We start from the raw sequence: 25269 nt of genomic DNA, 5'->3' as shown, positions 1-25269 counted from the left end.
TGCAACACCCAGCCTGACTGAAACGAATTAATGCCATACGTGAAACGATGGAGTCCTCCCTGGACGATCACTGACGGCCGTGCCGGCAATGTGCGGCAGGCGGTGGCCCTGGCCTCGGCCTTGAAGCTGGGGGCGCATCGTCCGCTGGTACTCAGCCCGCGCGCACCGTGGCGCTGGCTGGCGCCGCGCTGGCTGCCCGGCATGGCACAGGGCTACGGCGAGGCCTTCACGGCGCTGGCCGCCGCGCCGCCGGCACTGGCGATCGGCTGTGGCCGGCAGGCAGCCGGCGCGCTGCGGGAACTGCGGCGGCACGGCAGCAAAGTGGTGCAGATCCTCGATCCGCGTATCGGCGCGCGCCACTGGGATCTGGTGGTGGTGCCCGAGCACGACACCCTGCGCGGCGGCAACGTGCTGACCCTGCTGGGCAGCCTCAATCCGGTCAACGACGACTGGCTGGCCTGTGGCCGTGCCGCGTTCGCCTCTTTCAGTGAACTGCCCGGCCCCCGCACGGCGCTGCTGGTGGGTGGCCCTACCCCGCATGCGCCCTGGCATGAGCCTGACATGGTGCAGGTATTCCAGCAGGTGGCGGCGCAGGTACGTGCCGAGGGCGGCAGCCTGCTGGCAACCACGTCGCGACGCACACCGGCCGCGTTGGTGGGTGCGCTGCGCAGTGCCTTCGCCGATCTGCCGCATGTGATCTGGGGCGACGGCGGCGATGGCGTCAATCCGTATGCCGGGCTGCTGGGCTGGGCCAACCGGGTGGTGGTGTCGCCCGATTCGGTGAACCTGTTGTCCGAAGCGTGCGCCACGCGCATGCCGGTAAGCGTGGCGTTGGCCACGCAGGCGCAGGGCCGCATGGCGCGCTTCCAGCGGGCCTTGCACGAGCGCGGGCGGTTGCAGACGCGCTGGCTGGACTGGCACACCGATGGCCGCATTGAACCGCTGCGCGAGACGGCGCGGATTGCCGCTCAGGTGCGGGAACGGTTGCTGCCGGTATGATGCCGCGGCGGCACGGTGCCGCTGGAGAACACGCCACATGGATGACGCCCGACCCGCGATGACCGCGCGCCTGCACCGTGCACTGCTGTGCGCGATGCTGATGGGTGCCGCCGCCATCGCGCAGGCCGAACCAGCGTGCGTGGAACGCTATCCCACCCCGGCCGCGCTGGCGTCGATGTTCGATGTGGCGCTGACGACCACCGAACAGCTCGATGCGCTTGACGGCGTGGACGTCGTGCTTGTCGCGCGCGGCGGGCAGGATCTGAGCCGGTACGGGCTGCGCCACAGCCACGTGGCCTTCCTGGTACGCGAAGACGACGGCCAGTGGCGTGCGGTGCACCTGCTCAATCCGTGCAAGACCGCCCAATCGCATCTGTTCCGCGAGGGGGTGGCCACCTTCATCGGTGAAACCTCCAGCCATACCGACCTGCGTATCGGCGTGCCGACGCCGGCGTTGCGCGATGCGCTCAAGGCGATGCTGACCCAGCCGGCGATCCAGGCGCGTGCCCTGCACGAAGCGCGCTACAGCGTGGTGGCCTACCCGTTCCGTACCGAGTACCAGAACTCCAACCAGTGGGTGCTGGAAGTGCTGGGCGCGGCGATGGCGCAGGTGGAGGAAGGCACCCTGATCGTCAACCGCACCCAGGCGCAGGCATGGTTGCAGCGGCACAGGTATACGCCCAGCACATTGCACATCGGCGTGGCCAAGCGTCTGGGTGCGCGCTTTTTCGTGCCCAACGCGGCGGTCACCGACCACCCCGCCAGCGAGCGCATCTCCGGCAACTATTCAGTGGTGACGGTGGAGTCGATCTTCGATTTCCTGCAGCAGCGCAGCAGCCTGCAGCAGGAACTGTCGGTGGCGCATGTTCCCGTTGCCGGCATCACGGCACCCAGGCCGTAACCCCCTTCGTTTCATCGTGCCAAGGAGTTCTGTCATGCATCTGTTGAGCAAATCCGCCCTCGCCCTCGCCGTGCTCGGGATGCACGTGTCGGCGGTGCTGCCGGCGCAGGCCGGCAACCTGACGGGCAATCAGCAGTCGGCGGTGAGCGCGGTGGTGAGTGTGTATGCGATTTCGTTCATCGCGGTGTCGCCGGTGCTGCTGGTGGCTGGCGGCTCGAAGGCCGTGGGCGAGAGCACGCGCCGCGAGAAGCCGGCCAAGGCCGCCGCATTGCCGCCAATGGCGGTGCAGGCTGTGGAGCGTCAGCCCGATGGTGGTTATCACGTGGCGCTGCAGCGCCCCGAAGCGCCCGAGCAGAACGCGCTGGTGAATTGGCCGGCGCGCCCGGACAACCCGGCCGCACAATTGAAGGTGGGCGATGTCCTCACCTTTGCGCCAACCGATGCCGGGGCGGGATGGATGGTGCAGGCCGACGACGGTGCTGCCCTCGCCTTCCTGCCGACGCCGGAGGCCGCGGCAACGCAGGCCAGTGAGCGCTGGTGAGCCGCATGCAGCGGATCACCCGCTTGGCCGTTGTGCCGTTGCTCGTGCCGGGGCTGATTGCCGGCGCGCCGATGGCCTCCGCGCAGAACTTCGCCCATGCCTCGCCCGTCACCAGCAGTGTGTTGACCACCTCGGTGGTAAGCCTGGCGGTGATTACCGCGCCGGTGTGGCTGAGCGCGCTGGGGGTGAGCGAGATGCATGACGCCGCTGCACGCCACCACCGCGCCGGACGCGAGGCGAGGCGTGCCGGCCCGTTGCCGCCGCTGACCGTGGAGCGGGTGCAGCAGCAGGCCGACGGCAGCTACGAGGTGGCGCTGCAGAATCCGCAGGCGCCTCAGGACCTGGCCGTGGTGGCCTGGCCGGCGCGCGCCGATAACCCGGCCGCCGGTGTGAAGGTGGGCGACGTGCTGGAGTTCAGGCCGACGCCGCTTGGTGCGGGCTGGACGGTGGCCGCGGCCGACGGCACGGCGCTGGCGTTCCTGCCGACCAGCGATGCGGCCGCCCAGCGCATGAGCGAGCGCTTCTAGCTGAACCGACGGCACCGGCGCGGGGTGGCCCCGCGCTGCGTCAGGCGGGATAATCCGCCGCTTCCCCGCCTGCCCCCGGTGCGCCATGCCTGTGCGTTCTGCCATTGCCTTTGCCCCGTTGACCGTGCGCTCGCTGCTGCTGGCGGTGCTGGCAATGGGCACGGTGGTGCTGGGGTCGAACGTGCTGGTGCAGTACCCGATCAACGATTGGCTGACCTGGGGGGCCTTCAGTTATCCGGTGGCGTTCCTGGTCAGCAATCTGATCAACCGCCGGTTCGGCCCGCAGGCCGCGCGCAAGGTGGCCTGGGCGGGTTTCGCGCTGGCGGTACTGCTGTCGATCTGGATCGCGACGCCGCGCATTGCGGTGGCGTCGTGCCTGGCCTTCATCGCCGCGCAGCTGCTGGACATCACCGTCTTCGACCGTCTGCGTCGCGGCCACTGGTGGCGTGCACCGATGGTGGCCACCACCTGCAGTGCGACGTTGGACACGACGATTTTCTGGAGCATCGCGTTTGCGGGGTCCGGCCTGCCGTGGGTGAGCTGGGCGGCGGGCGATCTGGCGGTGAAGCTGGCGATCGGTGTGTTCCTGCTGGCGCCGTTCCGCGCGCTGCTGTGGCGCATGGCGCCGCGTACGGCGTAGCGCCGGGTTCTACCCGGCTGCCTTTGTATTGCGCCGGGATCTGCCGGGCTGGGGGGTGGCCGCGAAAAGCAGCCGGGTAGAACCCGGCTCTACGAGGGCGCGTGTTGCCCGCCCGTCCCGTGCGCGTCCGTGTTGCGCATCCGTGTTGTCCGCCCGTCCCGTGCGCGTCCGTGTTGCGCATCCGTGTTGTCCGCCCGTTCCGTGCGCGTCCGCGTTGCGCATCCGTGTTGTCCGCGTGTCCCGCGCGCATCGGTGTTGCGCATCCGGTTTGCCCGCCCGTCCCGTGCGCGCATTGGGGCCCTCGTCCGTCCGCGCGTCAGCCGGCGGCGTTTACCGCTGCCTGGAAGGGAAGCCCGGCTGCATCGCAGGCGGCGCTGATGATGATCCGTGCGTCTTCCAGCGCCGGGGTGGGCGCGGCCAGCCGTGGGCGGCGATCCAGGGTGCAGGCCAGGCCGACATCCAGCAGGGCGGCGTGGGCGGCGTGCAGGCCCTGGCGGGTGCCGCCCGGCAGCCAGGCGATGTCGGCCAGGGCGTCGATGAGGCGGGGGGTGTCGCGCGGCTGCAGCACCTGCGGGTGGCTGGCGGCGCTGTCGAGCACGCCGGTCTGCAGCAGGAACTCCAGATCGACGATGCCGCCGGCGCCCTGCTTCAGGTCCAGCCGCGCGGCGTCGCTGCGGTCCAGTTCGGTGCGCATGCGGCCGCGCATTTTCACCACATCGGCATACAGCACGTCGCGGTCGCGCGCGCGGCCCAGCGTCTGCGCACGCACGGTGTCGAAATCGGCCAGCAGGCCCGCATCGCCGGCGATGCCGCGCGCGCGTACCAGGGCCTGGTGTTCCCACGTCCATGCGCGCTCGCGCTGGTACTCGGTGTAGCTGGCCAGCGACGACACCAGCGTGCCCTTGCCGCCATCCGGGCGCAGGCGCACGTCGATGTCGTACAGGCGCCCGGCGGCGGTGACGGCGCCGAGCAGCGCCATCACCTTCTGCGCCAGCCGCGCGTACCAGCGACCGGGATCGAGCGGGCGCGCGCCATCGCTGGCGTCCACGCCGGCCGGATGGTCGTGCAGGAACACCAGGTCCAGGTCCGAGCCGAAGCCCAGCTCCAGTCCGCCGAGGCTGCCGTAGCCGATGATCGCAAAGCGGCCGCCGGGAATGGCGCCGTGGACGTGGCGCAGGTCGGCCTCGGCCATCGCCAGCACGGTCACCACCACCGCCTGGGCCAGTTCGGCCAACTGGCGGGTGGTGTCGACCGCACGCTGGCGGCCGTCGAGGGTGGCCATCGCCATGCGGAAGCTGAGCGCCAGGCGGGTTTCATTGAGCAGGCGCAGGGCGGCTTCGGGATCGTCCACGGCCAGCGCGGCGTCGCACTCGGCCTGCATTGCCGCAGCATCGGGCATCGGCCCGGACACGCGCACGTCGAGCAGTTCGTCGAGCAGCAACGGATAGGCCGCCAGCCGCTCGGACAGCAGCGCGCTGCGCGCGAGCACGTCCACCAGCCGCGCCAGGGCGCTGGGCTGCTCGTCGAGCAGTGCCAGGTAGCTGGTGCGCCGCAGGATGGCCTGGAGCAGACCGAGTACGCGCTTGAGCGCGGCATCGGGGTGCGGCGAGCCGGTGGCGGCATGCAGCAGCGCGGGCAGTACGCGGTCCAGGCGCGCACGCGCCCCATCGGACAGCGAACGCACGCCCAGGGACTGGGCAAAGTCGCGCAGCGATTGGTCGGCCCCCCCGGCATCGTGGAAGCCGGCGCTGGCCAGCACCTCGGCGCTGCCGGCGTCGGGCAGGCCACGCCAGTAATTGGCGAGCGCATCGGGCGCGGCCTGCCCGGCACGCGGGGCCAGCAGCGCGCCGAACTCGGTGGCCACGCGCTGGCGCTGCACCTCCAGCGCGGCAACCAGGGCATCCCAGTCCGCATGACCCAGGCCGACGGCGATGCGCAGGCGGTCGGTGGGATCGGCCGGGAGCGCGTGGGTCTGGGCATCGCGCAGCATCTGCAGACGGTTTTCCAGGCGGCGCAGGAAGGCGTACGCCTGCAGCAGGTCGGCGCCGTCCCGGGCGGCCATCTGGCCGCAGGCGACCAGCGCCGGCAGTGCGTGCAGCAGGCGGCGCTCGCGCAGCGAGGCGTCGCGGCCACCGCGGATCAACTGCAGCGCCTGCGCCAGGAATTCGATCTCGCGGATGCCACCGGGGCCACGCTTGATGTCATCGAACATCTCGCGGCGCGCCACTTCGGCGATGATCGCCGCCTTCATCTCGCGCAGGCCGTCGAGCGCGGTGAAGTCGAGGTAACGGCGGTAGACGAACGGTCGCAGGGTCTGCAGCCAGGCTTCGCCGGCGGCGATGTCGCCGGCCACCGCGCGCGCCTTCAGCCAGGCGTAGCGCTCCCAGTCGCGGCCTTCGCGCTGGAAGTACTGGTCCATGCCGGCGAACGACAGGGCCACCCGGCCGGCGCTGCCGAACGGGCGCAGGCGCAGATCCACGCGGTGGCTGAAGCCGTCCACGGTGGTGTCGTCGAGCAGTTTGGCCAGCCGTTGGCCGAGCCGGGCGAAATACTCTTCGGCGGCCAGCGGACGGGCGCCGTCGGACTCGCCGCCCTGGGGGTAGGCGTAGACCAGGTCGACATCGGAACTGAAATTGAGTTCGCCCCCACCGAGCTTGCCCAGCCCGAACACGACCAGTTGCTGGGCGCTGCCGTCGGCGGCGCGCACCACGCCGTGGCGGCCGGCAAACTCCTGCTCCAGCGCGGCCAGGCCGAGGCCCAGGCAGTCTTCGGCCAGGGTGGTGGCGCCGGCCAGGGTGGCGGGCACGTCGTCGAGGCCGGCCAGGTCACGCCAGATCAGCCGGGTGGAGGCGGCGGTACGGTAGCGGCGCAGGCGCTGCGGCCAGTCGCTGGGATGCTGGGGGTCGAGCGCGGGAAGCGGCAACGGCGGGCAACCGGGCTGGGCCAGGTGCGACAGCAGCGCCGGCTGCCGGCACAGGGTGTCGATGGCGAAGTCGCTGGTGATGGCCAGCAGGCGGACCTGGTCGAGCACGTCGGCCGAAGGAGGCCAGTGGCCGCCGTCGGTGAGCGAGAGCGCCAGGCGCGCGAGGGCGCGGTCGACGAGGGGAACGAGGGTGGCGGGGACGGCGTCGGCGGGCATCGGCATGCGGGGATTATGCCGGGCGCGTGCACACGCAGCGCAGCGGCGGGACCGTCGATCCCGAACGGCGGGCATAAAAAAGCCCGCTTGCAGCGAACTGCCAGCGGGCTCTGCTCCCTCCCCCACGTCGGGATGCAGGTCGATCTTCTAGGGTCGGCGGAGAACTTGCACGCTGCACTGCAAAACAATACTTGCGGGTACAGAAGTGCCGATAAACCTGAACAGGGAGCGCTCTGCCTGGATTGCCATCCCACCTTGGTCGCACACCCGGGGGGGATCGGATCGCCGATAATGTGAATCCCCCCAGAAACGTTGTCGTCATGTCTGTCGATCGCATTGCCAACGCGCGTCTGCGTGACCGCGTTGTATCCGCCGAAGCCGCCGCCGCCCTGATCCAGCCGGGCGAAACTGTCGCCATGAGTGGCTTCACCGGTTCGGGCTATCCCAAGGCTGTGCCGATCGCGCTTGCCCAGCGCATCGAGGCCGTCCATGCCCAGGGCCAACCGTTCCAGATCAGCCTGATGACCGGCGCGTCCACCGCCCCGGAGTTGGATGGTGCGCTGGCCAAGGCCGACGGCATCGCCATGCGCATGCCGTTCCAGAGCGACCCGGACGCGCGCAACCGCATCAACGCTGGCAAGCTGGACTACATCGACATCCATCTCAGCCACGTCGCCCAGCACGTCTGGTTCGGCTTTTACGGCGAGATCGACACGGCGGTGATCGAGGTCTCGGCGATCCGCGAAGACGGGTCGCTGGTGCCCTCCACGTCGGTGGGCAACAACAAGACCTGGCTGGACCTGGCCAAGAAGGTGATCATCGAGGTCAATGAGTGGCAGCCGGCCGGCGTGAACGGCATGCATGACATCTACTACGGCACGGCATTGCCGCCGCACCGCAAGCCGATCCCGCTGGTGCATGCCAACGACCGCATCGGCGAGACGGCGCTGCGCTGCGACCCGGACAAGATCGTGGCGGTGGTGCGTACCAACGGACCGGACCGCAACAGCCCGTTCAGCCCCATCGACAGCACCAGCGAGCAGATCGCCGCGTACCTGATCGAGTTCCTGAAGCACGAAGTGGCGCGTGGCCGCCTGCCGGCCAACCTGCTGCCGCTGCAGTCGGGCGTGGGCAACATTCCCAATGCCGTGCTGGCCGGGCTGGGCAAAAGCGGCTTCCGCGACCTGAGTGCGTTCACCGAAGTGATCCAGGACGGCATGCTCGACCTGCTGCGCGACGGCGTGCTGAGCTATGCCTCGTGCACCGGGTTCGCGCTGAGCCCGCAGGCCAATGAAACGTTCAAGGCGAACATCGACTTCTACCGCGAGCGCATCATCATGCGGACGCAGGAGATCTCCAACCATCCCGAGCTGGTGCGCCGACTGGGCTGCATCGGCATGAACGGGATGATCGAGGTGGATCTGTACGGCAACGTCAATTCCACCCACGTGATGGGCAGCCGGATCATGAACGGCATCGGCGGTTCGGGCGACTTTGCGCGCAACGGGTTCCTGTCGGCCTTCCTGAGCCCGTCCACGGCCAAGAACGGCACGATCTCGGCGATCGTGCCGATGGTGAGCCACGTCGACCATACCGAGCACGATGTGTCGGTGATCGTGACCGAACAGGGCCTGGCCGATCTGCGCGGGCTGACCCCGCGCAAGCGCGCGCGGGTGGTGATCGACAACTGCGCGCACCCGGACTTCCGCGACCAGCTCAAGGACTACGTCGAGCGCGCCAGCCGCGACAGCTACGGCAAGCACACGCCGCACCTGCTGCCCGAAGCGTTGTCGTGGCACCAGCGGTGGCTGGATACGGGAACGATGAAGGTGTGAGGGAGTGCCGGCCAGCGGCCGGCACTACCGGGCGTGGAGGGTGGCCAGCGACTCGGCCTGGAGGCGCTCGTAGATGGCGAACTCGTCTTCGACCTTCATGCCCAGCGCGTGCTCGAAGGCGTCGCGGTTGGCGTGGGCGGCGTAGGCGCGCTGTTCTTCGCCGCCGAGATTGGACTGGAAGATGCCCGCAGCGCTGACCGGCAGGAAATCCTCGTAGACGATCGGATCGGCGCTGGCCAGGCCGGCGGCGATCAGTGCCTCGGCCGGAAGATCGCCAACGGCGTCGGGGGCGGCACGGCCGGCGTCGGTAAGCGCGTAGCGGTAATACCCCAGCCCTTCGCGGCGCAGGGTGTCGTGATCGTCCGGGAACGCACGGAAGGCCGCCGCCAGGCGGGTCGGATAGTCCTGGCCGGTGCTGCCGGCGCCGCCACTGTCGCGCGCCTGGGCCAGCAGCTGGTCGTACAGCGCGCGCCCCTTGGGCGTGAGCGCCAGGCCGCGCTGCTCGATTTCGCCGAATCGCGCGGTATGGGTGCCGGCATCGGCGCTGTCGCCCGACGGGAAGTGCACCGGCTCCTCCAGCGCCTTGAAGCTGGTCTGGCGCAGCAGGATCGGGCAACGCCTCGGCGGCGGGCCTTCGATCACCGCCTTGGCGGCCAGGCCGCGCGCGAGCATGCCGGCCTGGGCGGCATCGATGTCCAGCGTGCGCGGGGTGAGGTGGTTGATGTGCGGGCCACGGAAGCTGACCACGTCGGCAATCAGCCGATGGGCGTCGTGCAGGGCATGGTAGGTGGCCAGCGACACGGTGGCATCGCCATGCCAGCGGAAGGTCTCCAGCGCGGCAATGACGAAACGCCGGCTGTCGGCCTGATCCAGCCCACCATCGCGCTCGGCCTGCGCGATCAGCGCCAGCGCCTCGTCGGTGAAGATGCGGCGGCGTGCCAGGATCTGCGCGGACTGCTCGCGCAGCGCGGCGTCTTCGATGAGCTCCAGCCGCAGCAGCGAGGTGAACACGCGGAACGGGTTGTGCGCGAGCGCCTTGGCCGTGCGCGGGCGGAACGCGGTGGAGTGCACCGGCACGCCGGCCACGGACAGGTCGTAGTAGCCCACCGGGTACATGCCCATCAGTGCGAACAGGCGCCCCAGCGTGGCCAGTTCCTCGGCGGTGCCGACGCGGATGGCGCCGTGGCGCTCCTGCGCCAGGCGCGCGCGCTCATCGGTGCGGTCCATCTGCCCGGCCAGCGCCGGATCGGCGGTGAGCACGGCATCGTTGATCTCGGCCACCAGGTCCACCAGCGTGCCGTACAACGGCACTTCGGTGCGGTACATGCTGGACATGGCCTGGGCGAACAGGCTGCGGATATCGTCGGGTGAAACGAAACGGTCGGCGCTCATTACGTACTCGGCAACGGATCACGGGGGGGAACAGGCAAGCGCGTATTGTCGCCGAGCGGGCCGGCGGCGGCGATCTGCATAGCAGCACGAATCCACCGATGCCGCGAACGGCCGCCGCTTCAGGGCGTGGACGTTGAACTGCGCGCGGCACGCTGGCGCTGGGCGTGGTCGCCGAGCTGGCGCTGCAGGGTGGCGTCGAGGGTGACCGGACGGTCCCAGTGGTCGTGGCTGGCCACGATGGCGTGGCGCAGCGCGCGCCAGTGCAGGTTCTGCGGCGCGACCGGCAGGTCCTGCACCACGTCCTGCCACTGGCGCGGTTGCCCCTCGGCCGGCACGGCACGGCTCCAGGCCTGCACGCTGTCGCGGCACGACCGGCCGATGGCATGGGCCCAGAAGCACGCGAAGTAGATGTCGCCGGCCTGCCAGCCGTGGGTGTACATCAGCGCGGCGATATACCCGCGTGGGACGCCGGCATAGCGCGAGACCTCGTCCAGGAAACTGTCGGGGTAGCGCTCGGCGTAGTGGTTGATGTCGCGCAGCTGCGCATCCACCCAGTCATCGCCGGTGGCCACGACATACGCCGCGGACTTCTCCGGTGTCTGCTGTGCCGGTGCGGCCAGAGGCAGCACCAGCAGCAACAGGGCAAGCAGCGTGCGCAGGGTCATGGGACGATTCTGCCGCAGCGCTGCATGCGTGTCAGGCCTGCACAGCCTTGGCTTCGATGGCGCGCAGTGCCTGCGGCCAATCGAAGGCGGTGGGGGCATCGACCATGCGCGGCTCGTCGTCCGCCACCCCGTGCTGGGTTTCATGCGCCCAGGTCACGGCGTACGGGGTATGGATGCCCCAGCCGCCCAGCGTGATCACCGGCTCGATATCCGAGCGCAGCGAGTTGCCCACCATGCAGAAGCGCGCGATCGGCAGGTCGAACTCTTCGAGCACGCGTGCGTAGGTTTCCGGGTCCTTCTCCGACACGATCTCGATGCGCGGGAACAGATCGCGCAGGTTGGCCACCTTGATCTTGGCTTCCTGGTGGAACAGGTCGCCCTTGGTGATCAGCACGACCGGGTACTCGCGGGCAATCTCGGTGACCGACTCGCGCACCCCGTCAATCAGTTCCACCGGGTGACGCAGGGTGTCATGACCGATGTCGAGGATCTGCTGCAAGTCACGCGCGCTGATCATCTGCCGGGTGATCTCGATGGCCGCTTCAACCATCGACAGGGTCATGCCCTTGACGCCGTAACCGAACACGCCGAGGTTGCGCTGCTGCACTTCCAGCAGGTGGCGCGCAGTCCGGGTGTCGTGGACGTCGATGTAGCGCGACAGGATGTCGAGGTAGTCCTGTTCGGCCTTGCGGTAATAGTCTTCGCTCTTCCACAGCGTGTCGTCACCGTCAAAACCGACCAGGCCGATAGCGCCTTGCGGCGTGGGCATGGAGGTCATCATCGGCCAAGGATAGCAACACCGGGCATCGCGCCCAATGACGGAAACAGGCAAAAAGAAGGGCGGCCGAAGCCGCCCTTCCCCCTCACTGCCGTTCACCGGTGTCCAGCGGTGTCGGGCCCTGCCTGTGCGGGATCGCGTTACTTGCCCGGTTGTGCGCCGTTGCCGGCAGCCGCGCCCTGCTGGGCGGCGACATACGCCTTGTATTCATCCGGGCTGAGTTCGCCGTCCTTGTTGGTGTCGGCCTGGTCGAAAACCTGGGCCAGGCCGGCGTTGACCTGGGATTCGGCCTTGCTGATGGTGCCGTTGCCGTCGGTGTCGACGCTGGCCCAGGTCTGGCCGCCGCCACCGTTGGCCTGGGCCGAGGCCTGTGCCGCGGCACCGGACGCTGCATCGGCAGCGTCACCGGCCTGCGCTGCCGCCTGCTGCGCCTGCGCCGCCTGGGTCTGGGCCTGCGCGGCGCTCTGCTGGGCCGACTGGGCCATCGCCGGAATGGCCAACACACTGCCGGCGGCGACGATCAGTGCGATCAGGGGCTTGCGGTTGCGAATAGTCATTGGGGTGGTCTCCTTGGGTGGATGGTGCGCGGCCGTTGTTTCCGCACGGCCTCCACCCTGCCAGCCCTTTTGTGAATCGATATTGCGTCGCGATCAACGCCCGCACACGGTCTTAACCACCCGGCCCAGGGCGTGGATTACCGCCCTGGTTACGCGCAGGTGAGCAGACAGTAAGACACGCATTCAACCGGCCCGGATTTAACCGGATGCGAACGGAAACTCAGTCGTGGGTGGCGTTTTTTTCGCCTGAGCGCGAACTGAATATCATCCAGCCCAGGGCGACACCGCCCAACGCGCCGGCCACTTCCAGCACGACGCGCGAGCCCAGTTCGTTCGGATCGTGGATGCTGGCCAGGAACAACCGCGCATACAACGGCGATTCGAGCCGCATCATGCCCATGTAGAACAGCTTCCAGGCATCGATGCCGGCCGAGACGATCACCGCAATGACGCACGACCAGCCGATGGCGTGGCCCATCGACCACTGCGCCCAACGGCACAGCCAGTGCCACAGGCTGTACACCAGCAGCCCGACCAGCAACGCGATCAGGCCCGCTTCCAGCGTTCCCAGCAGTCCAAAGTGCAGTGGCAGGTTCATCGCGGTCCGGTCGGCAGGTCAGCGCACAGTGTAGCGGTGCGCCGGGGCGACCCGGCCCTGCGGCTCAGCGCACCGGGATGTCGTAGGCGGTGGCGGGGCTGGGCTCGGGCTGCAGGGTGTAGTGCCACCACTCCAGCGGGTAGTTGGCAAAGCCGTGGCGCTGCATCGCGCGCAGCAGCTGCTGGCGGTGGGCGCGCTGTGCGGCACTGATGTCCGGCGCATCGGTGTGGGCGCGCGCGCCGAAAAAGTCGAAACCGGTGCCCATGTCCAGGGCGGTGCAGGGGCCGGCGCGGCAGTCGAGCAGGGTCAGGTCGACGGTGGCGGCGCGGCTGTGGCCGGAGGTCCCGGCGATGTAGCCATCCAGCAGGTCCGGCTTGTCCACCTGCGGATACTGCAGCGCTTTGCGCGACTGCTCGGACGGATCGTGCGCCCAGGCGACGAACGCCTGCACCGCCCGCACCGGCCGGTAACAGTCGTAAATGCGCAGAGCGAAGCCGTCGCGCCGGAGATCGGCCTGCACCCGGGCCAGCGCCGCAGCGACCGGTGCGAGCAGGTAGCACCTGGGTGCCTCGTAGCCGGGAACCGGCGCGGCGGTGAAGTTGTCCGGGCCGGCATAGCGGATATCCAGGTCCAGGCCGGGAATGGCCCGGCCCACGTCCACCAGCCCGGCCTCGGCCAGATCGCGCGCCGACGAGACGGTCACCGTGGCTGCGCCTGCGGGCTGCACGGGCAGCGCCAGCGCGACGGCCAGCAGGCTATGGGCAATCGCCGATGCGGGTGAAATGCAGGTCCTGGTAGTCATAACTGAAGTCGATCCCCGGGTCGATCGCGGCGAGGGCGATGCCAGGCGGCGTGCCGTCATCGGGCTGCAGCCAGGCCTCGGCATCGGCACCGAGCGTATCCCACTGCACCAGCCAGCGGTTGCCAAGCTGCATCACGCGGCCACGCAGCCGCGGCGACTTGTCCACCTGCAGCCGCAGCACGCCCCGTTCGGGGCACACCGACGCCTCGCCCAGCCAGGGATCGCGGTAGCGCCCCTGCCAGCGTACGGTGGCGGCCAGCGGCGCGGGTCGGCGCGCGCGGGTATCGGGCCGCACGTGGCCGGCGCTGCGGCGCGCGGCACGCTCGTCATCGAGCTGCCGCAGATAGCCCGCCACTGTCTCTCCCGCCGCCGGTGCGGTGTAGTGCTTCAAGGCGGCCTGCATCAGCGCGGTGCGCGCGTCCTCGGCATCGCTGTTGATCAGGATCACCACGCCGACACGGCGGTCGGGCAGCAGCGCCAGCGAGGAGTACATGCCCGACAGGGTCCCGGTATGCGCCACTTTCCACTGCCCATCCATGTCCGACAGTCGCCAGCCGTAGCCATAGGCGAACACATGCGCGTTGTCCCAGTGACGCTGGCGCTCGCCCAGCGGCATCGGCATGTGCGCGGTCCACAGTGCCTGCCGCTGCGCACTGCCCAGCCAGTCCGGCACCAGGGTGGGATCGAGCAGCACCTGCATCCAGCGGGTCATGTCGCGCAGGCTGCAGCGGATGCCGCCGGCCGCCATCGAAGGCAGGTCGGAGCTGGTGTCGCCATCGGCGCCCTCGACCACCGGCCGGCCGTGCGCATGCCGGTGCGGCTGGGCCACATTGCCCACCTGCGCCACCGACCACGCGCCCACCTGGCAGCGCGTCATCCCCAGCGGCACGAACACCTCCTCGCGCAGCAGCTCGTCGTAGGGCTTGCCACCGGCAGCGGCGGCGACCTCGCCAGCCACGACATACAGGAGGTTGTCGTAGGCATAGCCACTGCGGAAACTGGTCACCGGCTTGAGGTGGGCCAGGCCGGCAATGATGTCCTGGCGGGTGAAGTGGTTGGGCTCGGGCCACAGCATCAGGTCGCCCGCGCCCAGCCCCAGCCCGCTGTTGTGAACAAGCAGATCGCGCACCTGCATGTTCCGGGTGACCCACGGATCGTGCATGCGGAACTGCGGCAGATAGCGGATGACCGGGTCATCCCAGCGCAGCCGTCCACGCTCCACCAGCCGTGCCAGCAGCGCAGCGGTCATCGCCTTGCTGTTGGAGGCGATCTTGAACAGGGTATCCGCATCGACCTGTGTATCGGCGGCGTCGCCGCGCGGTCCTTCGGCACGCTCGTAGACGAGCTGGCCCTGATCGACCACGGCCACCGCCATGCCGGCCACGTCCCGCTGACGGGCCTGGTCGTACATCGGGTCGAACACCGCCGCCGCCGGGCCGGTGCCGGCGGCAGGGGCGCTCCCCGCCACCAGCAGGCCCAACATGGCACACCACCTGCTGCGCATCGCATTCTCCGCGGCGGCCCGCGGGACGGGCCGCCCTGGGGACTCAGTAGTTCCAGGTCACCGTCAACTGCGCGTAGCGCGGCGACTGGAACCCGGTGCCGAAACCGTACAGCGGATTGGGCGTGCCGATGCTGTCCTGCGGCTCGTAATCCTGGTCCACCGACACGGTGCGCTGCTGGTTGAGCACGTTGTACACCGCCAGCTTGACGCGCAGATCCAGCGGCACCGGAACCTTGTAGGCCACGCTCAGGTCCAGATCGTAGGTCCACGGGGTGCGGCCATCGCCACCGCGCGGCGAATGCACGAATACGCGCTCGGACGGCGGCACCGACGCCTGGCAGTTGGCCACGCACACGTAGTAGCTGTGGAAGTCGGTGTCGTCGAACGGGTTGCCGGCGCCGAAGCGGGTGATCGGGCTGCCCGACTGAACGCCCAGGGTGGCGGCCACGGTCAGGTTCCCGGTCACCGCGTAGCTGCCGCGGAACTTGAACTGGTGGCGGCGGTCGTTGGCCAGGTAGCCGTAGCCGCGGTAGTTCACCCACGGGTTGTCGAAGTTCTCGGTACGCCCCGAATCGGCGAAGTCGGTATCGGAGTTGACCGGACCTTCGGCGTTGCCGCGGCCGTAGGCCAGGGTGTAGGACGCATTGAAGCCCCACACGCCATCCCAGGCGCGGTCGACCTGCAGTTCCAGCGCCTTGTAGTCGCGCTTGGGCTTGACCCAGCCGCGCTGCCCTACATAGTTGCCATCGTCGTCGTACAGCGCCCAGCCTTCGCGCGAGGTGTCGATGTCGATCCATGCATCGTTGCTGCCGTCGCAGTCGCTGTCGCCCCACACGGTGTTGGTGCGGCCGGGATTGCCCATGATCCACACGCTGTCCACCGCACCGCACTGGGCGGTGGCGGTGATGTTCATGTCATCGATGGCGTTGTGCAGGCGGCGGTAGGTGACGCTGGCGGCCACCGACCAGGATTCGCTGAGCATGTGCTGGAAGCCCAGGATCGCCTCGTCCTGGTACACCGGGTCCATGTCGCGGTTCACCTCGGCGCGCAGGTCCGGAACGCTGCCATCGCCCTGCGAGTTGTCGACGGGGCCGATCTGCCCCCCCAGGTAGGGCACGTTGTTGGAGGCACCGCTGTAGCCGAGGAACTCGTACCAGGTGCGCTCGTCGAGGAAGCCGCCGGCCTGTTTGATGTTGATGACATTGGCCACCGGCAGGAAGTAGCGCCCAAGGTTGCCGAACACCTTGGTGGTGCCGTCGCCGCGCATGTCCCAGGAGAAGCCCAGGCGTGGGGCGATCATGTCGTCGATTTTGATGTAGCTGTCGCCGTCGCCGCCCTTGTTGTCGAAGCCTTCCATGCGCGCGCCGATGTTGAGCAGGAAATTCGGCGTGACCTGCCAGTTGTCTTCGAGGTAGTAAGCCGAGTTGATGGTCTCGAACGAGCCGGCCACTTCATAGCGGCGGGTACGCACGACCAGGCCGCTGGCCGGCACCACGCCGCCATTGAGCGAGCTGCCGGGGGTGCGGTAGTACACGTCGTAGCGCAGACCGCCCGGGCCGGGGTAGGCGCGCTCGTAATCGGAGGTGTTCTCCTCGCGGTCCAGGCCGAAGCGCAGCAGGTGGTTGCCGATGGACCATTCGAAGTCGGCGCGGCCGGCCTTGCGGGTGTCCAGTGCCGACTCCAGCTGCGAGCTGCTGGTGCAGCTGCGGTCGCCCTGCAGATCGGTGGGTACGCCCTGGCTGGCGGTGCGGTTGTCGAACACGCGGTTGCAGTTCTCGTCCATCAGACTGCTCTGCGAGCGGTTGCGCTTGTTCTCGCCGTACATCAGCTTCATGGTCAGCGTGTCGTTGACCTGCCAGCTGTAGGTGCCCGACCAGTTGGTGCCGCCCACGGTGTTGTAGATCTGGTTGGTGCGGTCGCCCTCGGCCAGGCCGGTGTCGTAGTTGTAGCGGTAGACGTCGGTGACAGTGTCGCTCTTGTCGGAGAAGCCGAACAGCGACAGCATCTGGTTGTCGGTGATCTGCCAGTCGAGCTTGCCGCCCCAGAACGGGTCGTCTGCGGTGCCGCGGTTGAGCACGGTGCCGGCATCGTTGGTGGAGTTGGGCCTGTAGTCGCGCGCTTCGTACATGCCGAAGAAGAACAGCTTGTCCTGCACCAGCGCACCGGACGCGAATACGTTCAGCGCACTGCGCGAATAGTCATCGCGGCTGGCGGTGATGTAGCGGCTGCCGTCGGCGTCGTAGCGGTCGCGCGCCTGCGACTGCCAGGCGCGCGGTTCCAGCACCAGTTCGGCACCGGCCTTGAAGTCGTTGCTGCCCGAACGGGTCACGGCGTTGATCACACCGCCGGTGCTGCGCCCGAACTCCACCGAATAGCCGCCGGTCTTGACCTGGAATTCCTGGTAAAACGCAAACGGCACCGAGGAGAAGCCGACACGGTTATAGAAGTCGGTGACATTCAGGCCGTTGATGTAGACGGTGTTCTCGGCCACCGAGGAGCCACCGAAGGAGATGCCCTGCCCGCCCAGCGAGCCCTTGCCCTTCACCGCGCCGGGCGCCAGCAGCGCTACGGCGGTGATATCGCGGTCCACCGGCAGGCGCGAGAGTTCTTCGCGGGTGATATTGGTGGCCGATTCGGTGGACTTCACGTCCACCATCGACACCACCTGCGGTGCGCGCACTTCCACCGTGCCCAGCGTGTTCACGCCACTGACCGGTACGTTGACCGTGGTGGTGTTGCCCAGGCCGACATCCACCTGGCCGACGCGTGTGGCAGCGCCACCGCCAACCGACACCTCAAGATCGTAGGTACCCACCGGCAGCAGCGGGATGCGATAGCCGCCATTGGCATCCGCCTTCACCGAGCGCACAAAGCCGGTGGCCGGATTGCGTACGGTCACCGTGGCGTTGTCCAGCGCCTGCCCGCCATCGGTGACGAGCTTGCCTACCACCGCACCGTCCTGCGCCAGCGCCATCGGCGCCACGCTGCCCAGACACGCCCCCAGTGCGACGCACAGCGCCGCCCGCTTCAATCGATTCACCTTCATTGCCTGCTCTCTCCTGCAGATGTTGAATCAGGGATACCGCCGATTACCGCGCGGCCTCCAGCGGCACCACGTGCGACTGGAAGTCGTAGTTCCATTGATCGAAATACAGATTGCCGCCGGACCACTCCGCTTCGCCGCGCTGGGAATCCACGGTCTCCGATCGGGCGTGCTGCTTGGCCGGCACCAGCGGTTGGGCATAGTCGTCGTTGAAGGCGATGCGGTAGGCATCCAGGCCACCGAGGTAGAAGTCGCGCAGCGCGGGCTCGGGACTGTCCAGGCGGCCGGTGGTCACGTCCATCGGCACCCAGCCGTATGGCGCCAGGTACACCGCACCCCAGTCATGCAGGTTGTTGTAGCCCACGGCGTCATCGGAATAGACCATGCCGGACTGCCAGCGCGACGGAATGCCGTTGAGACGCAGCAGGGTCATCAGCAGCAGCGTCTGCTGGCCGCAATCGGCGTGGCCGGCATGCAGGGCGTAGTCGCTGATGTTGGAAATCGTGGAGTATTCCCGTGCGCCCGCCCACGGGATCCGGTCGACCGCGTCGAACAGCCGCTGCACGATGCGATAGGGGTTGGTTTCGGCGCCCACCACGCGCTGCGAGAACGCGCGCAGCGCAGGTGTGAACACCATGTGCGGCGCGCGTTCGGCCAGGTAGGGCTGCAACGCCGGATCGTCCGGGGTGGGCAGCACCTTGGCCGGGTCGATCGGGACATGCCGCGCGTACACAGTGACCGCGTAGCGGATCTGGAAGGCGGTGGGCGTGCCGGCCACGGCGGTTTGCTCCAGGTAGGCGGTGCGCTGCAGCGTCGCCTCCGGGGCGATGCGCGCGCCGGCCGGCGTGCTGGCGATCCACTGGATGTCCTGCTGCTGGCCGGGGATCGCACGCGGATACGGAATCCACGCCCGCACGGTCTCGCCGGCAGGTACGGCATCGGCCTTGACCACCAGCGACTGGGTGACCTCGACCCGGCGCGGCACCAAGCTGGTGGCGCCGCTGGCGCGCGCGGCCGCGACAATCTCGTGGTGGTGCGGGCCGAGGTGTTCGTAGGGGCCATCGACCGGGTCCGGTACCGAGGGCGCCCGCCGCGCGCGTGCCTCCGCGCTGACCCGGAACAGATTGGACGGTGCGCGCTTGAAGTAGCGCCGCTGTCCATCGATATCGAGGTGCTCGATCAGCCCGGCCGCGTCCCAGCGCGCGAACTCGTCGTCGCGCAGGTCCGGAATCTGCCGGCGCACCTGCGTCTTGGCGACCTCGGCATCCAGAGTGAAGTCGAGCCGGATGCGCGCCATGCGTTCGCGCTGGAAGGCGTAGTCCTCACGCGCGGCCGTGCCCAGCGTGGCGTCCTGCAGCGCAGCGGCAATGGCGGTATCGGCTTCGGCGAACGCGCCACGGTCGATCTGCGAGATCACCTGCGGCAACGGCACGGCCGCCGCGGCCCACAGCGGGGGCAGCGCCAGCAGCAGGCAGGCAACGGTGCGCCAGACGGCACGACGGCATGAAGACGGTTTGCGCGAAGCAGGATCCACAGCGACACTTCCCAAGGTGCGGGTGGTAATCGCTGTGTAACACGAGGTGGGAAGTCGGTCAATAATTTATTCTTGCTTTCCATGAAAAAAGGAATAAATATTCCTGACGCTTCCGAGGAGGGTGACCGCTCCATGATCCTGGCTTCCCCCTGCCGCCCCGTGCGGACCCCGTGGCTGGCCCGCGCGTTGCTGCTGACGCTGTTGGCCGGCGGCACGGCCGGTGCCGCCGATGCCCCGCCGCCTGCCGCCTCGGCCGCCGACACCCTGGGTGTGATCGGCCTGCGCGAGGCGTACCTGGACCCGGCGTTCTGGGCCGCTCGCCTGCCTGACCCGGACCGCGTGATCCTCGACCGTGCCGGCATCGCCGCGCAGAACGCGCGCATGCGCGCCACCGACCCGTCCATTCACGACCTGCGCGCCCTGCCGGCGCAGCTGCCGCGCGCGCGGGTGCTGGCCGACATCCAGGCGCTGTCGCGCTGGCCGACCAAGCCGCTGTATGGCGTGGAGGGGAAGCCCATCAGTGAGGCACAACGCCGCGCCGCACTGGCCAACCTCGGTCTGGAGGCGGTGCCGGCCCAGCGCCCGCTGCAGTACGGCCTGGTGACCCATCGCGCCGCGCTGCGCGCCTTCCCGACCACGTTGCGGGTGTTCACCACGCAGGGCGACACCGATATCGACCGCTTCCAGGAGTCGGCCCTGTTCCCCGGCGATGCGGTGGCGGTACTGCATGAAAGCGCCGACGGGCAGTGGCTGTTCATCACCAGCGAGCGCTACTCGGCCTGGATCGAGCGGCGCTACGTTGGCATCGGCGATGCCGAGACGGTGCTCGGCTACGGCCAGCACGGCCCGTACCGGGTGATTACCGGTGCCACCGCGTTCACCGCCTACACGCCCGAAGAACCGCGCGTGTCGCGTCTGCAGCTGGACATGGGCGTGCGCCTGCCGGTGTTGGCCGACTGGCCGGCCAATACGCCGGTCAACGGCCAGCAGGCACATGCCGCGCACGTGGTGCAGATGCCGGTGCGCGACCCCGATGGCCGCCTGGCGCTGGTACCGGCGCTGCTGCCGCGTTCGCAGGACAGCGCGGCCGATTACCTGCCGCTGACCCCGCGCACGCTGTTGCAGCAGGCCTTCAAGTTCCTCGGCGAGCGCTACGGCTGGGGCCACGACTACGACACCCGCGACTGCAGCGGCTTCGTTTCGGAGATCTACCGCAGCGTCGGCGTGCTCGTGCCGCGCAACACCAGCGCGCAGGCCGTCAGCCCGGCACTGGACCGCCTCGCCTTCGACGCGAAGGATGGCAAGGGTCGTCGCGAGGCGGCGGTACAGCAGCTGCAGGTCGGCGACCTGGTCTATATCCCCGGCCACGTGATGGTCACCATCGGCCACCTCGACGGCCGCACCTGGTTGATCCACGACACCGCCGGCGGCAGCTGGTCCGGCGCCGACGGCACGCGGGTGCAGGCACATCTCAACGGGGTGTCGGTGACACCGCTGGAGCCGATGATGGCCAGCGACACCGCCAGCTACATCGACCGCATCACCAACATCCAGCGCATTCGAGCCAAGACCCCTGAATGAAGATCACCGACATCGAACTCGGCATGCTGCGCGTGCCGCTGAAAACCCCGTTCAAGACCGCGCTGCGCACCGTGGATACCGTGGAAGATGTGGTGGTGCTGGTACGTACCGACAGTGGCCACACCGGCTACGGCGAGGCGCCGGCCACCGCGGTGATCACCGGCGACACCCACGGCTCGATCATCGAGGCCATCACCACCTTCATCAAGCCGCGCCTGATCGGCCAGGACGTGGCCAACCTCAACCATCTGTGTGGCCTGGTCCAGTCCTCGCTGGAGCGCAACACCAGCGCCAAGGCGGCGGTGGAGATCGCGCTCTACGACCTGTGGGCGCAGCTGCACAACGCCCCGCTGTACCGCATGCTCGGCGGTGGCGATCCGGTGATCACCACCGACATCACCATCAGCGTGGACTACATCGACAAGATGGTGGCCGATTCGCTGTCGGCCATCGACCGCGGTTTCGAGTCGCTGAAGATCAAGGTCGGCAAGGACATCGGCCTGGATATCGAACGGGTCAAGGCGATCCACGCCGCCGTGCAGGGCCGCGCCCTGCTGCGCCTGGACGCCAACCAGGGCTGGACCGCCAAGCAGGCCGTGTATGCGATGCGCACGCTGGAAGAGGCCGGGGTAGTGCTGGAGCTGCTGGAACAGCCGGTCAAGGCGGCCGACATCAGCGGGCTGAAGTACGTGACCGACCGCGTCAACACGCCGGTGATGGCCGACGAAAGCGTGTTCAATCCCGGCCAGGTGGTGGACCTGATCCAGCAGCGCGCGGCGGACATCATCAACATCAAGCTGATGAAGACCGGCGGGCTCTCCAACGCGATCCGCATCGCCGACATCGCCGCCATCTACGGCGTGCCGTGCATGATCGGCTGCATGATCGAGTCGAGCATCAGCGTGGCGGCCGCCGTGCACCTGGCGGTGGCCAAGAGCGAGGTGATCACCAAGGTGGACCTGGACGGTCCCTCGCTGGGGCAGTTCAACCCGGTCACCGGCGGGGTCAACTTCAACGAATCGGAGATCACCATCAGCGATGCGCCCGGGCTGGGGATCACCGAAGTGCGCGGACTGGAGATGATCACGCCGCCGCGCTGGTAGGCCGCGGCCGGGCGCTACCACCGCCCGTTGATCCCGCTTACCCTTTCTGCAACCGGACCCACGCTGAGCCCCATGCCGCCCCTGGTGAAAATCCGCTCCGAGCGTGACCACATGTCGGCGATCGAGCGCCGCATCGCCGACTTCATCCTCGACAATGCCCACCTGCTGCGCGACTACTCGTCCCAGCAGCTGGCCAGTGCGCTGGGGATCAGCCAGTCCAGCGTGGTCAAATTCAGCCAGAAGCTGGGCTTCAAGGGCTACCCGGACCTGAAATACTCCATCGGCGAAGCGGTGGCGCGCGCCGGCCACGATCCACAGGCCCACCCGCCGTCGCCAAGCGCCGACGACGACTACGCCGGCATCGCCGCACGCCTGCGCCTGAGCAAGGCAGCCGCCGAGGAAGAGACCGGCCTGGCCAATCCACAGGCCGATGTCGAGGCCATCGTGCGGCTGCTCGATGGCGCGCCCAAGGTATTCGTCTATGGGCTGGGCGACGACGGCCTGTACGCGCGCGAATTCGCCATGCGGCTGTCGCTGCTGGGCATGCTGACGGTGCACCATGCCGACCCGATCCTGATGATGGCCAACCTGTCGGCGGCACGGGCCGGTGATGCGATGCTGGTGTTCTCCGAGTTCGGCAAGCTGCCGCAGCTGTTCCAGCTGTCGCGGCAGTTCCAGGACATGGGTGGCAAGGTGGTGTCGATCACCCGCCACAGCGCCAATCCGCTGCGCGCGCATGCCGACCGGTCACTGGTGGTCTGCGCGCACGACCCTGCGCCGCACGTCGCCCAGCTGCTGTACCGTGCTTCGCTGCAGTCCCTGCTCGACTTCGTCTTCGTCCTGTTGTGCCACGCCAACCCGGACCGCCACCGCCAGCTCGGGGTGAACCTGGAACGGATCGAACACCTGATCGACACCTGATCGACCCCTGGTTTACCGGAGTCCACGATGCTGCCGCTGCTGCGTACCGCCCTCGCCGTCACCGCTCTCGCCACCGCGCTGCCGGCTGGCGCACTCACCCCGTTGCCGCCGCTGTCGCACAGCCGGCAGGCCATCGTGGTGGTCACCGACAGCTGGGACGCCACCCAGGGCCGGCTGCAGGCCTATGAACGCCGGAGCAGCAGTGGCCCGTGGCGCAGGCACGGCCCCGCCTTCACCGTGGCCGTGGGGCGGAACGGCAGTGCCTGGGGCGTGGGCCGTGCGTCGCTGCACAATCAGGGGCCGCAGAAGCAGGAAGGCGATGGGCGCAGCCCCGCCGGCATCTTCGAGATCGGCCCTGCGTTCGGGTATGCGTCGAAGATCGCCAGTGCGATGCCGTACCAGCCGATGACGGCCAGCCACTACTGCATGGATGTGCCCACCTCGCCCCACTACAACCGCATCGTCGATGCGAAGGACGTCGGTGCCACCGCAGTGGAAGGATCCACCGAACCGATGCGGCTGGACCTGCACAACAAGGGCGATGTGCGCTATCGCGAAGGCTTTGTGATCGAGCACAACAGCAGCCGTACGCCTGGCAGGGGCAGCTGCATCTTCGCCCACCTCTGGCGCACGCCGGGCGAGGCCACGGCCGGCTGTACGGCAATGGAGCCGCGTCACATGAAGGCCCTGCTGGCCTGGCTGAAGCCGGATACGCGCGCGGCATTCATCCTGCTGCCGAAGACGGAGTACGACAACCTGCAGGTGCCGTGGCAGTTGCCGGTCCTGACCGGAGCGATGCATTGAGCGCCCCGTCCGAACCGCAGCTGGAACGCGCGGTCAGCCGCTGGCAGATCGTCGGGCTGTCGATCAACGATGTGATCGGCAGCGGTATCTACCTCCTGCCGGCCGCCACGGTGGCGCTGCTCGGGCCCTTCAGCCTGTGGGGCGTGGTGGCTGCGGGCATCGTGGTGGCGCTGCTGGTGCTGTGCTACGCCCAGGCGGCCAGTTATTTCGATGAGCCCGGCGGCAGCTATCTGTACGCACGCGAGGCCTTCGGGCGCTTCGCCGGATTCGAGATCGGCTGGATGATCTGGCTGACCCGGATCAGCTCGGCGGCCGCATTGAGCAATGCGCTGGCCGATGCGGTGGCGCGCTTCTGGCCGTGGGCCGGGCATGACATCGGCCGCATTGCGATCATCGTGGTGTCGCTGGGCTTCCTTACCGCGGTGAACGTGGCCGGCGTTCGGTCGGCCGCACGCACCGGGGTAATCCTGGTGATCGGCAAGCTGCTGCCGCTGCTGCTGTTCGTGGCAATCGGCGCGTTCTACGTTGACATGGACCTGGCCTTCTCCGGCGTCCGCCCGGACCCGCACGACCTGCAACGGATGGGCGAGGCGGCGCTGCTGCTGCTGTACGCCTACGCCGGCTTCGAGAATATTCCGGCCGCCGCAGGCGAGTACAGGAACCCGCGCCGTGACATCCCGTTCGCGCTGATCACCATGATCGTCAGCGTCACCATCATCTATGGCGCGGTACAGCTGGTGGCGCAGGGCACGCTGGCCAACCTGGCCACCTCGCCGACGCCGCTGGCCGATGCCGCGTCCAGTTTCGGGGGAGAAGCGCTGGCGCTGATCCTGACGGTGGGTGCCACCATCTCCATTCTGGGCACCAACAGCAACACCATGATGATGGGCCCGCGGTTCCTGTTCGCGCTGGCCCGCGACGGCTACGGGCCGAAGGTGCTGGCCAACGTGCATCCGCGCTTCCGCACACCGGCGGCGGCCATTGTCACCCAGGGCGTGATCGCACTGGCGCTGGCGTTGTCCGGGTCGTTCGTGCAGCTGGCGCTGCTGTCGATGACCACGCGTCTGTTCGCCTACATCGGCACAGCGGCGGCGGTACTGGTATTGGCGCGGCGTTTCGCCGACCGCCCCGGGGCGCTGAAACTGCCGGGCGGCCCGCTGATTCCGGTGCTGGCGCTGGTGCTGTGCCTGGCATTGTTCGCCAGTGCGAGCTGGCAGAACATTGCGGCGGCACTGGTCGCCTTCGCGGTGGGCGCGGTAATTTACAGACTGCCGCGCAAGGCGACGTGACGACGCGTTGACACGCGGGAATGCGGGCTGATGTGCCGCGCGGCGCTTGATGCGGCATTCACTCCGCTGGCCCATGACGTTAACCGGTGCTCCGCTACGGTGATGCCTCACCCCAC

21 protein-coding genes are annotated in these 25269 nt (G+C 68.6%); 11 read left to right on the top strand and 10 right to left on the bottom strand.

Features of this window, described 5'->3' with window-relative positions; all coding sequences use genetic code 11:
• Positions 1-30: 30 nt before the first annotated feature.
• The 5 genes from OC534_RS14600 (at position 31) to OC534_RS14580 (ending at position 3608) form a co-directional block, all read left to right on the top strand.
• On the top strand, positions 31-999 hold the full coding sequence (locus OC534_RS14600) for a mitochondrial fission ELM1 family protein (protein ID WP_166472536.1): 969 nt from the start codon (positions 31-33) through the stop codon (positions 997-999).
• A gap of 37 nt (positions 1000-1036) precedes the next feature.
• Entirely contained in the window at positions 1037-1900 is an 864-nt protein-coding gene (locus OC534_RS14595; RefSeq protein WP_166472535.1) for a DUF2145 domain-containing protein, read from the top strand.
• A gap of 34 nt (positions 1901-1934) precedes the next feature.
• Positions 1935-2441 carry a hypothetical protein gene (locus tag OC534_RS14590; RefSeq protein ID WP_017356636.1) on the top strand — a complete coding sequence of 169 codons (507 nt, stop codon included), beginning with the start codon at positions 1935-1937 and terminating at the stop codon, positions 2439-2441.
• Positions 2442-2446: 5 nt separating this feature from the next.
• Positions 2447-2968 (top strand): hypothetical protein, encoded by a 522-nt coding sequence (locus OC534_RS14585; RefSeq protein WP_017356637.1) that lies wholly within the window; start codon positions 2447-2449, stop codon positions 2966-2968.
• Between the two features lie 85 nt (positions 2969-3053).
• A complete protein-coding gene (locus OC534_RS14580; RefSeq protein ID WP_017356638.1) occupies positions 3054-3608 on the top strand; it encodes a queuosine precursor transporter in 555 nt (184 codons plus the stop codon).
• A gap of 316 nt (positions 3609-3924) precedes the next feature.
• Here the strand turns inward: OC534_RS14580 and glnE are convergent, their stop codons facing one another.
• The gene (gene glnE, locus OC534_RS14575; RefSeq protein WP_262072034.1) at positions 3925-6753 is read right to left on the bottom strand and encodes a bifunctional [glutamate--ammonia ligase]-adenylyl-L-tyrosine phosphorylase/[glutamate--ammonia-ligase] adenylyltransferase; all 2829 of its coding nucleotides are present in this window, start codon (positions 6751-6753) and stop codon (positions 3925-3927) included.
• Positions 6754-7067: 314 nt separating this feature from the next.
• On the opposite strand from glnE, the gene OC534_RS14570 reads away from it, so the two are divergent.
• On the top strand, positions 7068-8582 hold the full coding sequence (locus OC534_RS14570; protein WP_262072033.1) for an acetyl-CoA hydrolase/transferase family protein: 1515 nt from the start codon (positions 7068-7070) through the stop codon (positions 8580-8582).
• A gap of 24 nt (positions 8583-8606) precedes the next feature.
• Here the strand turns inward: OC534_RS14570 and OC534_RS14565 are convergent, their stop codons facing one another.
• The 9 genes from OC534_RS14565 to OC534_RS14525 form a co-directional block, all read right to left on the bottom strand.
• Positions 8607-9974, bottom strand: a complete 1368-nt coding sequence (locus OC534_RS14565; protein WP_262072032.1) for a VOC family protein — start codon at positions 9972-9974, stop codon at positions 8607-8609.
• A 119-nt stretch (positions 9975-10093) separates the two neighbouring features.
• Complete coding sequence (locus OC534_RS14560; protein ID WP_262072031.1) at positions 10094-10639, bottom strand: hypothetical protein; 546 nt, start codon at positions 10637-10639, stop codon at positions 10094-10096.
• Between the two features lie 31 nt (positions 10640-10670).
• The gene (locus tag OC534_RS14555) at positions 10671-11420 is read right to left on the bottom strand and encodes an HAD family hydrolase (RefSeq protein WP_017355909.1); all 750 of its coding nucleotides are present in this window, start codon (positions 11418-11420) and stop codon (positions 10671-10673) included.
• Positions 11421-11557: 137 nt separating this feature from the next.
• On the bottom strand, positions 11558-11974 hold the full coding sequence (locus tag OC534_RS14550) for an EF-hand domain-containing protein (protein WP_017355910.1): 417 nt from the start codon (positions 11972-11974) through the stop codon (positions 11558-11560).
• 220 nt (positions 11975-12194) lie between these two features.
• On the bottom strand, positions 12195-12572 hold the full coding sequence (locus tag OC534_RS14545) for a hypothetical protein (RefSeq protein ID WP_262072030.1): 378 nt from the start codon (positions 12570-12572) through the stop codon (positions 12195-12197).
• A gap of 64 nt (positions 12573-12636) precedes the next feature.
• A complete protein-coding gene (locus OC534_RS14540; RefSeq protein ID WP_262072029.1) occupies positions 12637-13374 on the bottom strand; it encodes a M15 family metallopeptidase in 738 nt (245 codons plus the stop codon).
• Positions 13328-14857 carry a serine hydrolase gene (locus OC534_RS14535; RefSeq protein ID WP_262072028.1) on the bottom strand — a complete coding sequence of 510 codons (1530 nt, stop codon included), beginning with the start codon at positions 14855-14857 and terminating at the stop codon, positions 13328-13330. The genes OC534_RS14540 and OC534_RS14535 overlap by 47 nt, the downstream gene beginning before the upstream one ends.
• A gap of 64 nt (positions 14858-14921) precedes the next feature.
• Positions 14922-17924 (bottom strand): TonB-dependent receptor, encoded by a 3003-nt coding sequence (locus OC534_RS14530; protein ID WP_017355914.1) that lies wholly within the window; start codon positions 17922-17924, stop codon positions 14922-14924.
• Between the two features lie 43 nt (positions 17925-17967).
• Complete coding sequence (locus OC534_RS14525) at positions 17968-19380, bottom strand: transglutaminase domain-containing protein (RefSeq protein ID WP_262072065.1); 1413 nt, start codon at positions 19378-19380, stop codon at positions 17968-17970.
• A gap of 207 nt (positions 19381-19587) precedes the next feature.
• Between OC534_RS14525 and OC534_RS14520 the strand changes: the two genes are divergently transcribed.
• The 5 genes from OC534_RS14520 (at position 19588) to OC534_RS14500 (ending at position 25153) form a co-directional block, all read left to right on the top strand.
• Positions 19588-21036 (top strand): SH3 domain-containing protein, encoded by a 1449-nt coding sequence (locus OC534_RS14520; protein ID WP_136007076.1) that lies wholly within the window; start codon positions 19588-19590, stop codon positions 21034-21036.
• Positions 21033-22139: a dipeptide epimerase gene (locus OC534_RS14515; RefSeq protein ID WP_017357505.1), complete on the top strand. Its 1107-nt coding sequence runs from the start codon at positions 21033-21035 to the stop codon at positions 22137-22139. Before OC534_RS14520 ends, OC534_RS14515 begins: the two co-directional genes overlap by 4 nt.
• A 72-nt stretch (positions 22140-22211) precedes the next feature.
• Complete coding sequence (locus OC534_RS14510) at positions 22212-23060, top strand: MurR/RpiR family transcriptional regulator (RefSeq protein ID WP_262072027.1); 849 nt, start codon at positions 22212-22214, stop codon at positions 23058-23060.
• A 27-nt stretch (positions 23061-23087) separates the two neighbouring features.
• Positions 23088-23864 carry a L,D-transpeptidase family protein gene (locus tag OC534_RS14505; RefSeq protein WP_262072026.1) on the top strand — a complete coding sequence of 259 codons (777 nt, stop codon included), beginning with the start codon at positions 23088-23090 and terminating at the stop codon, positions 23862-23864.
• Complete coding sequence (locus OC534_RS14500; protein ID WP_017357502.1) at positions 23861-25153, top strand: amino acid permease; 1293 nt, start codon at positions 23861-23863, stop codon at positions 25151-25153. Before OC534_RS14505 ends, OC534_RS14500 begins: the two co-directional genes overlap by 4 nt.
• Positions 25154-25269: the final 116 nt, after the last annotated feature.

The organism is Stenotrophomonas sp. Marseille-Q5258, assembly GCF_946900935.1.
In the GTDB taxonomy this organism is placed as follows: domain Bacteria; phylum Pseudomonadota; class Gammaproteobacteria; order Xanthomonadales; family Xanthomonadaceae; genus Stenotrophomonas; species Stenotrophomonas nematodicola.
This window is presented reverse-complemented; position numbering and strand designations above follow the sequence as displayed.

Excerpts from the sequence above, each read along its gene's own strand:
- glnE (WP_262072034.1), bottom strand. The coding sequence starts at position 6,753 with ATGCCGATGCCCGCCGACGCCGTCCCCGCCACCCTCGTTCCCCTCGTC.
- OC534_RS14600 (WP_166472536.1), top strand. The coding sequence starts at position 31 with ATGCCATACGTGAAACGATGGAGTCCTCCCTGGACGATCACTGACGGC.
- OC534_RS14510 (WP_262072027.1), top strand. The coding sequence starts at position 22,212 with ATGCCGCCCCTGGTGAAAATCCGCTCCGAGCGTGACCACATGTCGGCG.
- OC534_RS14545 (WP_262072030.1), bottom strand. The coding sequence starts at position 12,572 with ATGAACCTGCCACTGCACTTTGGACTGCTGGGAACGCTGGAAGCGGGC.
- OC534_RS14535 (WP_262072028.1), bottom strand. The coding sequence starts at position 14,857 with ATGTTGGGCCTGCTGGTGGCGGGGAGCGCCCCTGCCGCCGGCACCGGC.
- OC534_RS14540 (WP_262072029.1), bottom strand. The coding sequence starts at position 13,374 with ATGACTACCAGGACCTGCATTTCACCCGCATCGGCGATTGCCCATAGC.
- OC534_RS14585 (WP_017356637.1), top strand. The coding sequence starts at position 2,447 with ATGCAGCGGATCACCCGCTTGGCCGTTGTGCCGTTGCTCGTGCCGGGG.
- OC534_RS14555 (WP_017355909.1), bottom strand. The coding sequence starts at position 11,420 with ATGATGACCTCCATGCCCACGCCGCAAGGCGCTATCGGCCTGGTCGGT.
- OC534_RS14560 (WP_262072031.1), bottom strand. The coding sequence starts at position 10,639 with ATGACCCTGCGCACGCTGCTTGCCCTGTTGCTGCTGGTGCTGCCTCTG.
- OC534_RS14515 (WP_017357505.1), top strand. The coding sequence starts at position 21,033 with ATGAAGATCACCGACATCGAACTCGGCATGCTGCGCGTGCCGCTGAAA.
- OC534_RS14520 (WP_136007076.1), top strand. The coding sequence starts at position 19,588 with ATGATCCTGGCTTCCCCCTGCCGCCCCGTGCGGACCCCGTGGCTGGCC.
- OC534_RS14590 (WP_017356636.1), top strand. The coding sequence starts at position 1,935 with ATGCATCTGTTGAGCAAATCCGCCCTCGCCCTCGCCGTGCTCGGGATG.
- OC534_RS14595 (WP_166472535.1), top strand. The coding sequence starts at position 1,037 with ATGGATGACGCCCGACCCGCGATGACCGCGCGCCTGCACCGTGCACTG.
- OC534_RS14530 (WP_017355914.1), bottom strand. The coding sequence starts at position 17,924 with ATGAAGGTGAATCGATTGAAGCGGGCGGCGCTGTGCGTCGCACTGGGG.
- OC534_RS14570 (WP_262072033.1), top strand. The coding sequence starts at position 7,068 with ATGTCTGTCGATCGCATTGCCAACGCGCGTCTGCGTGACCGCGTTGTA.
- OC534_RS14550 (WP_017355910.1), bottom strand. The coding sequence starts at position 11,974 with ATGACTATTCGCAACCGCAAGCCCCTGATCGCACTGATCGTCGCCGCC.
- OC534_RS14565 (WP_262072032.1), bottom strand. The coding sequence starts at position 9,974 with ATGAGCGCCGACCGTTTCGTTTCACCCGACGATATCCGCAGCCTGTTC.
- OC534_RS14505 (WP_262072026.1), top strand. The coding sequence starts at position 23,088 with ATGCTGCCGCTGCTGCGTACCGCCCTCGCCGTCACCGCTCTCGCCACC.
- OC534_RS14580 (WP_017356638.1), top strand. The coding sequence starts at position 3,054 with ATGCCTGTGCGTTCTGCCATTGCCTTTGCCCCGTTGACCGTGCGCTCG.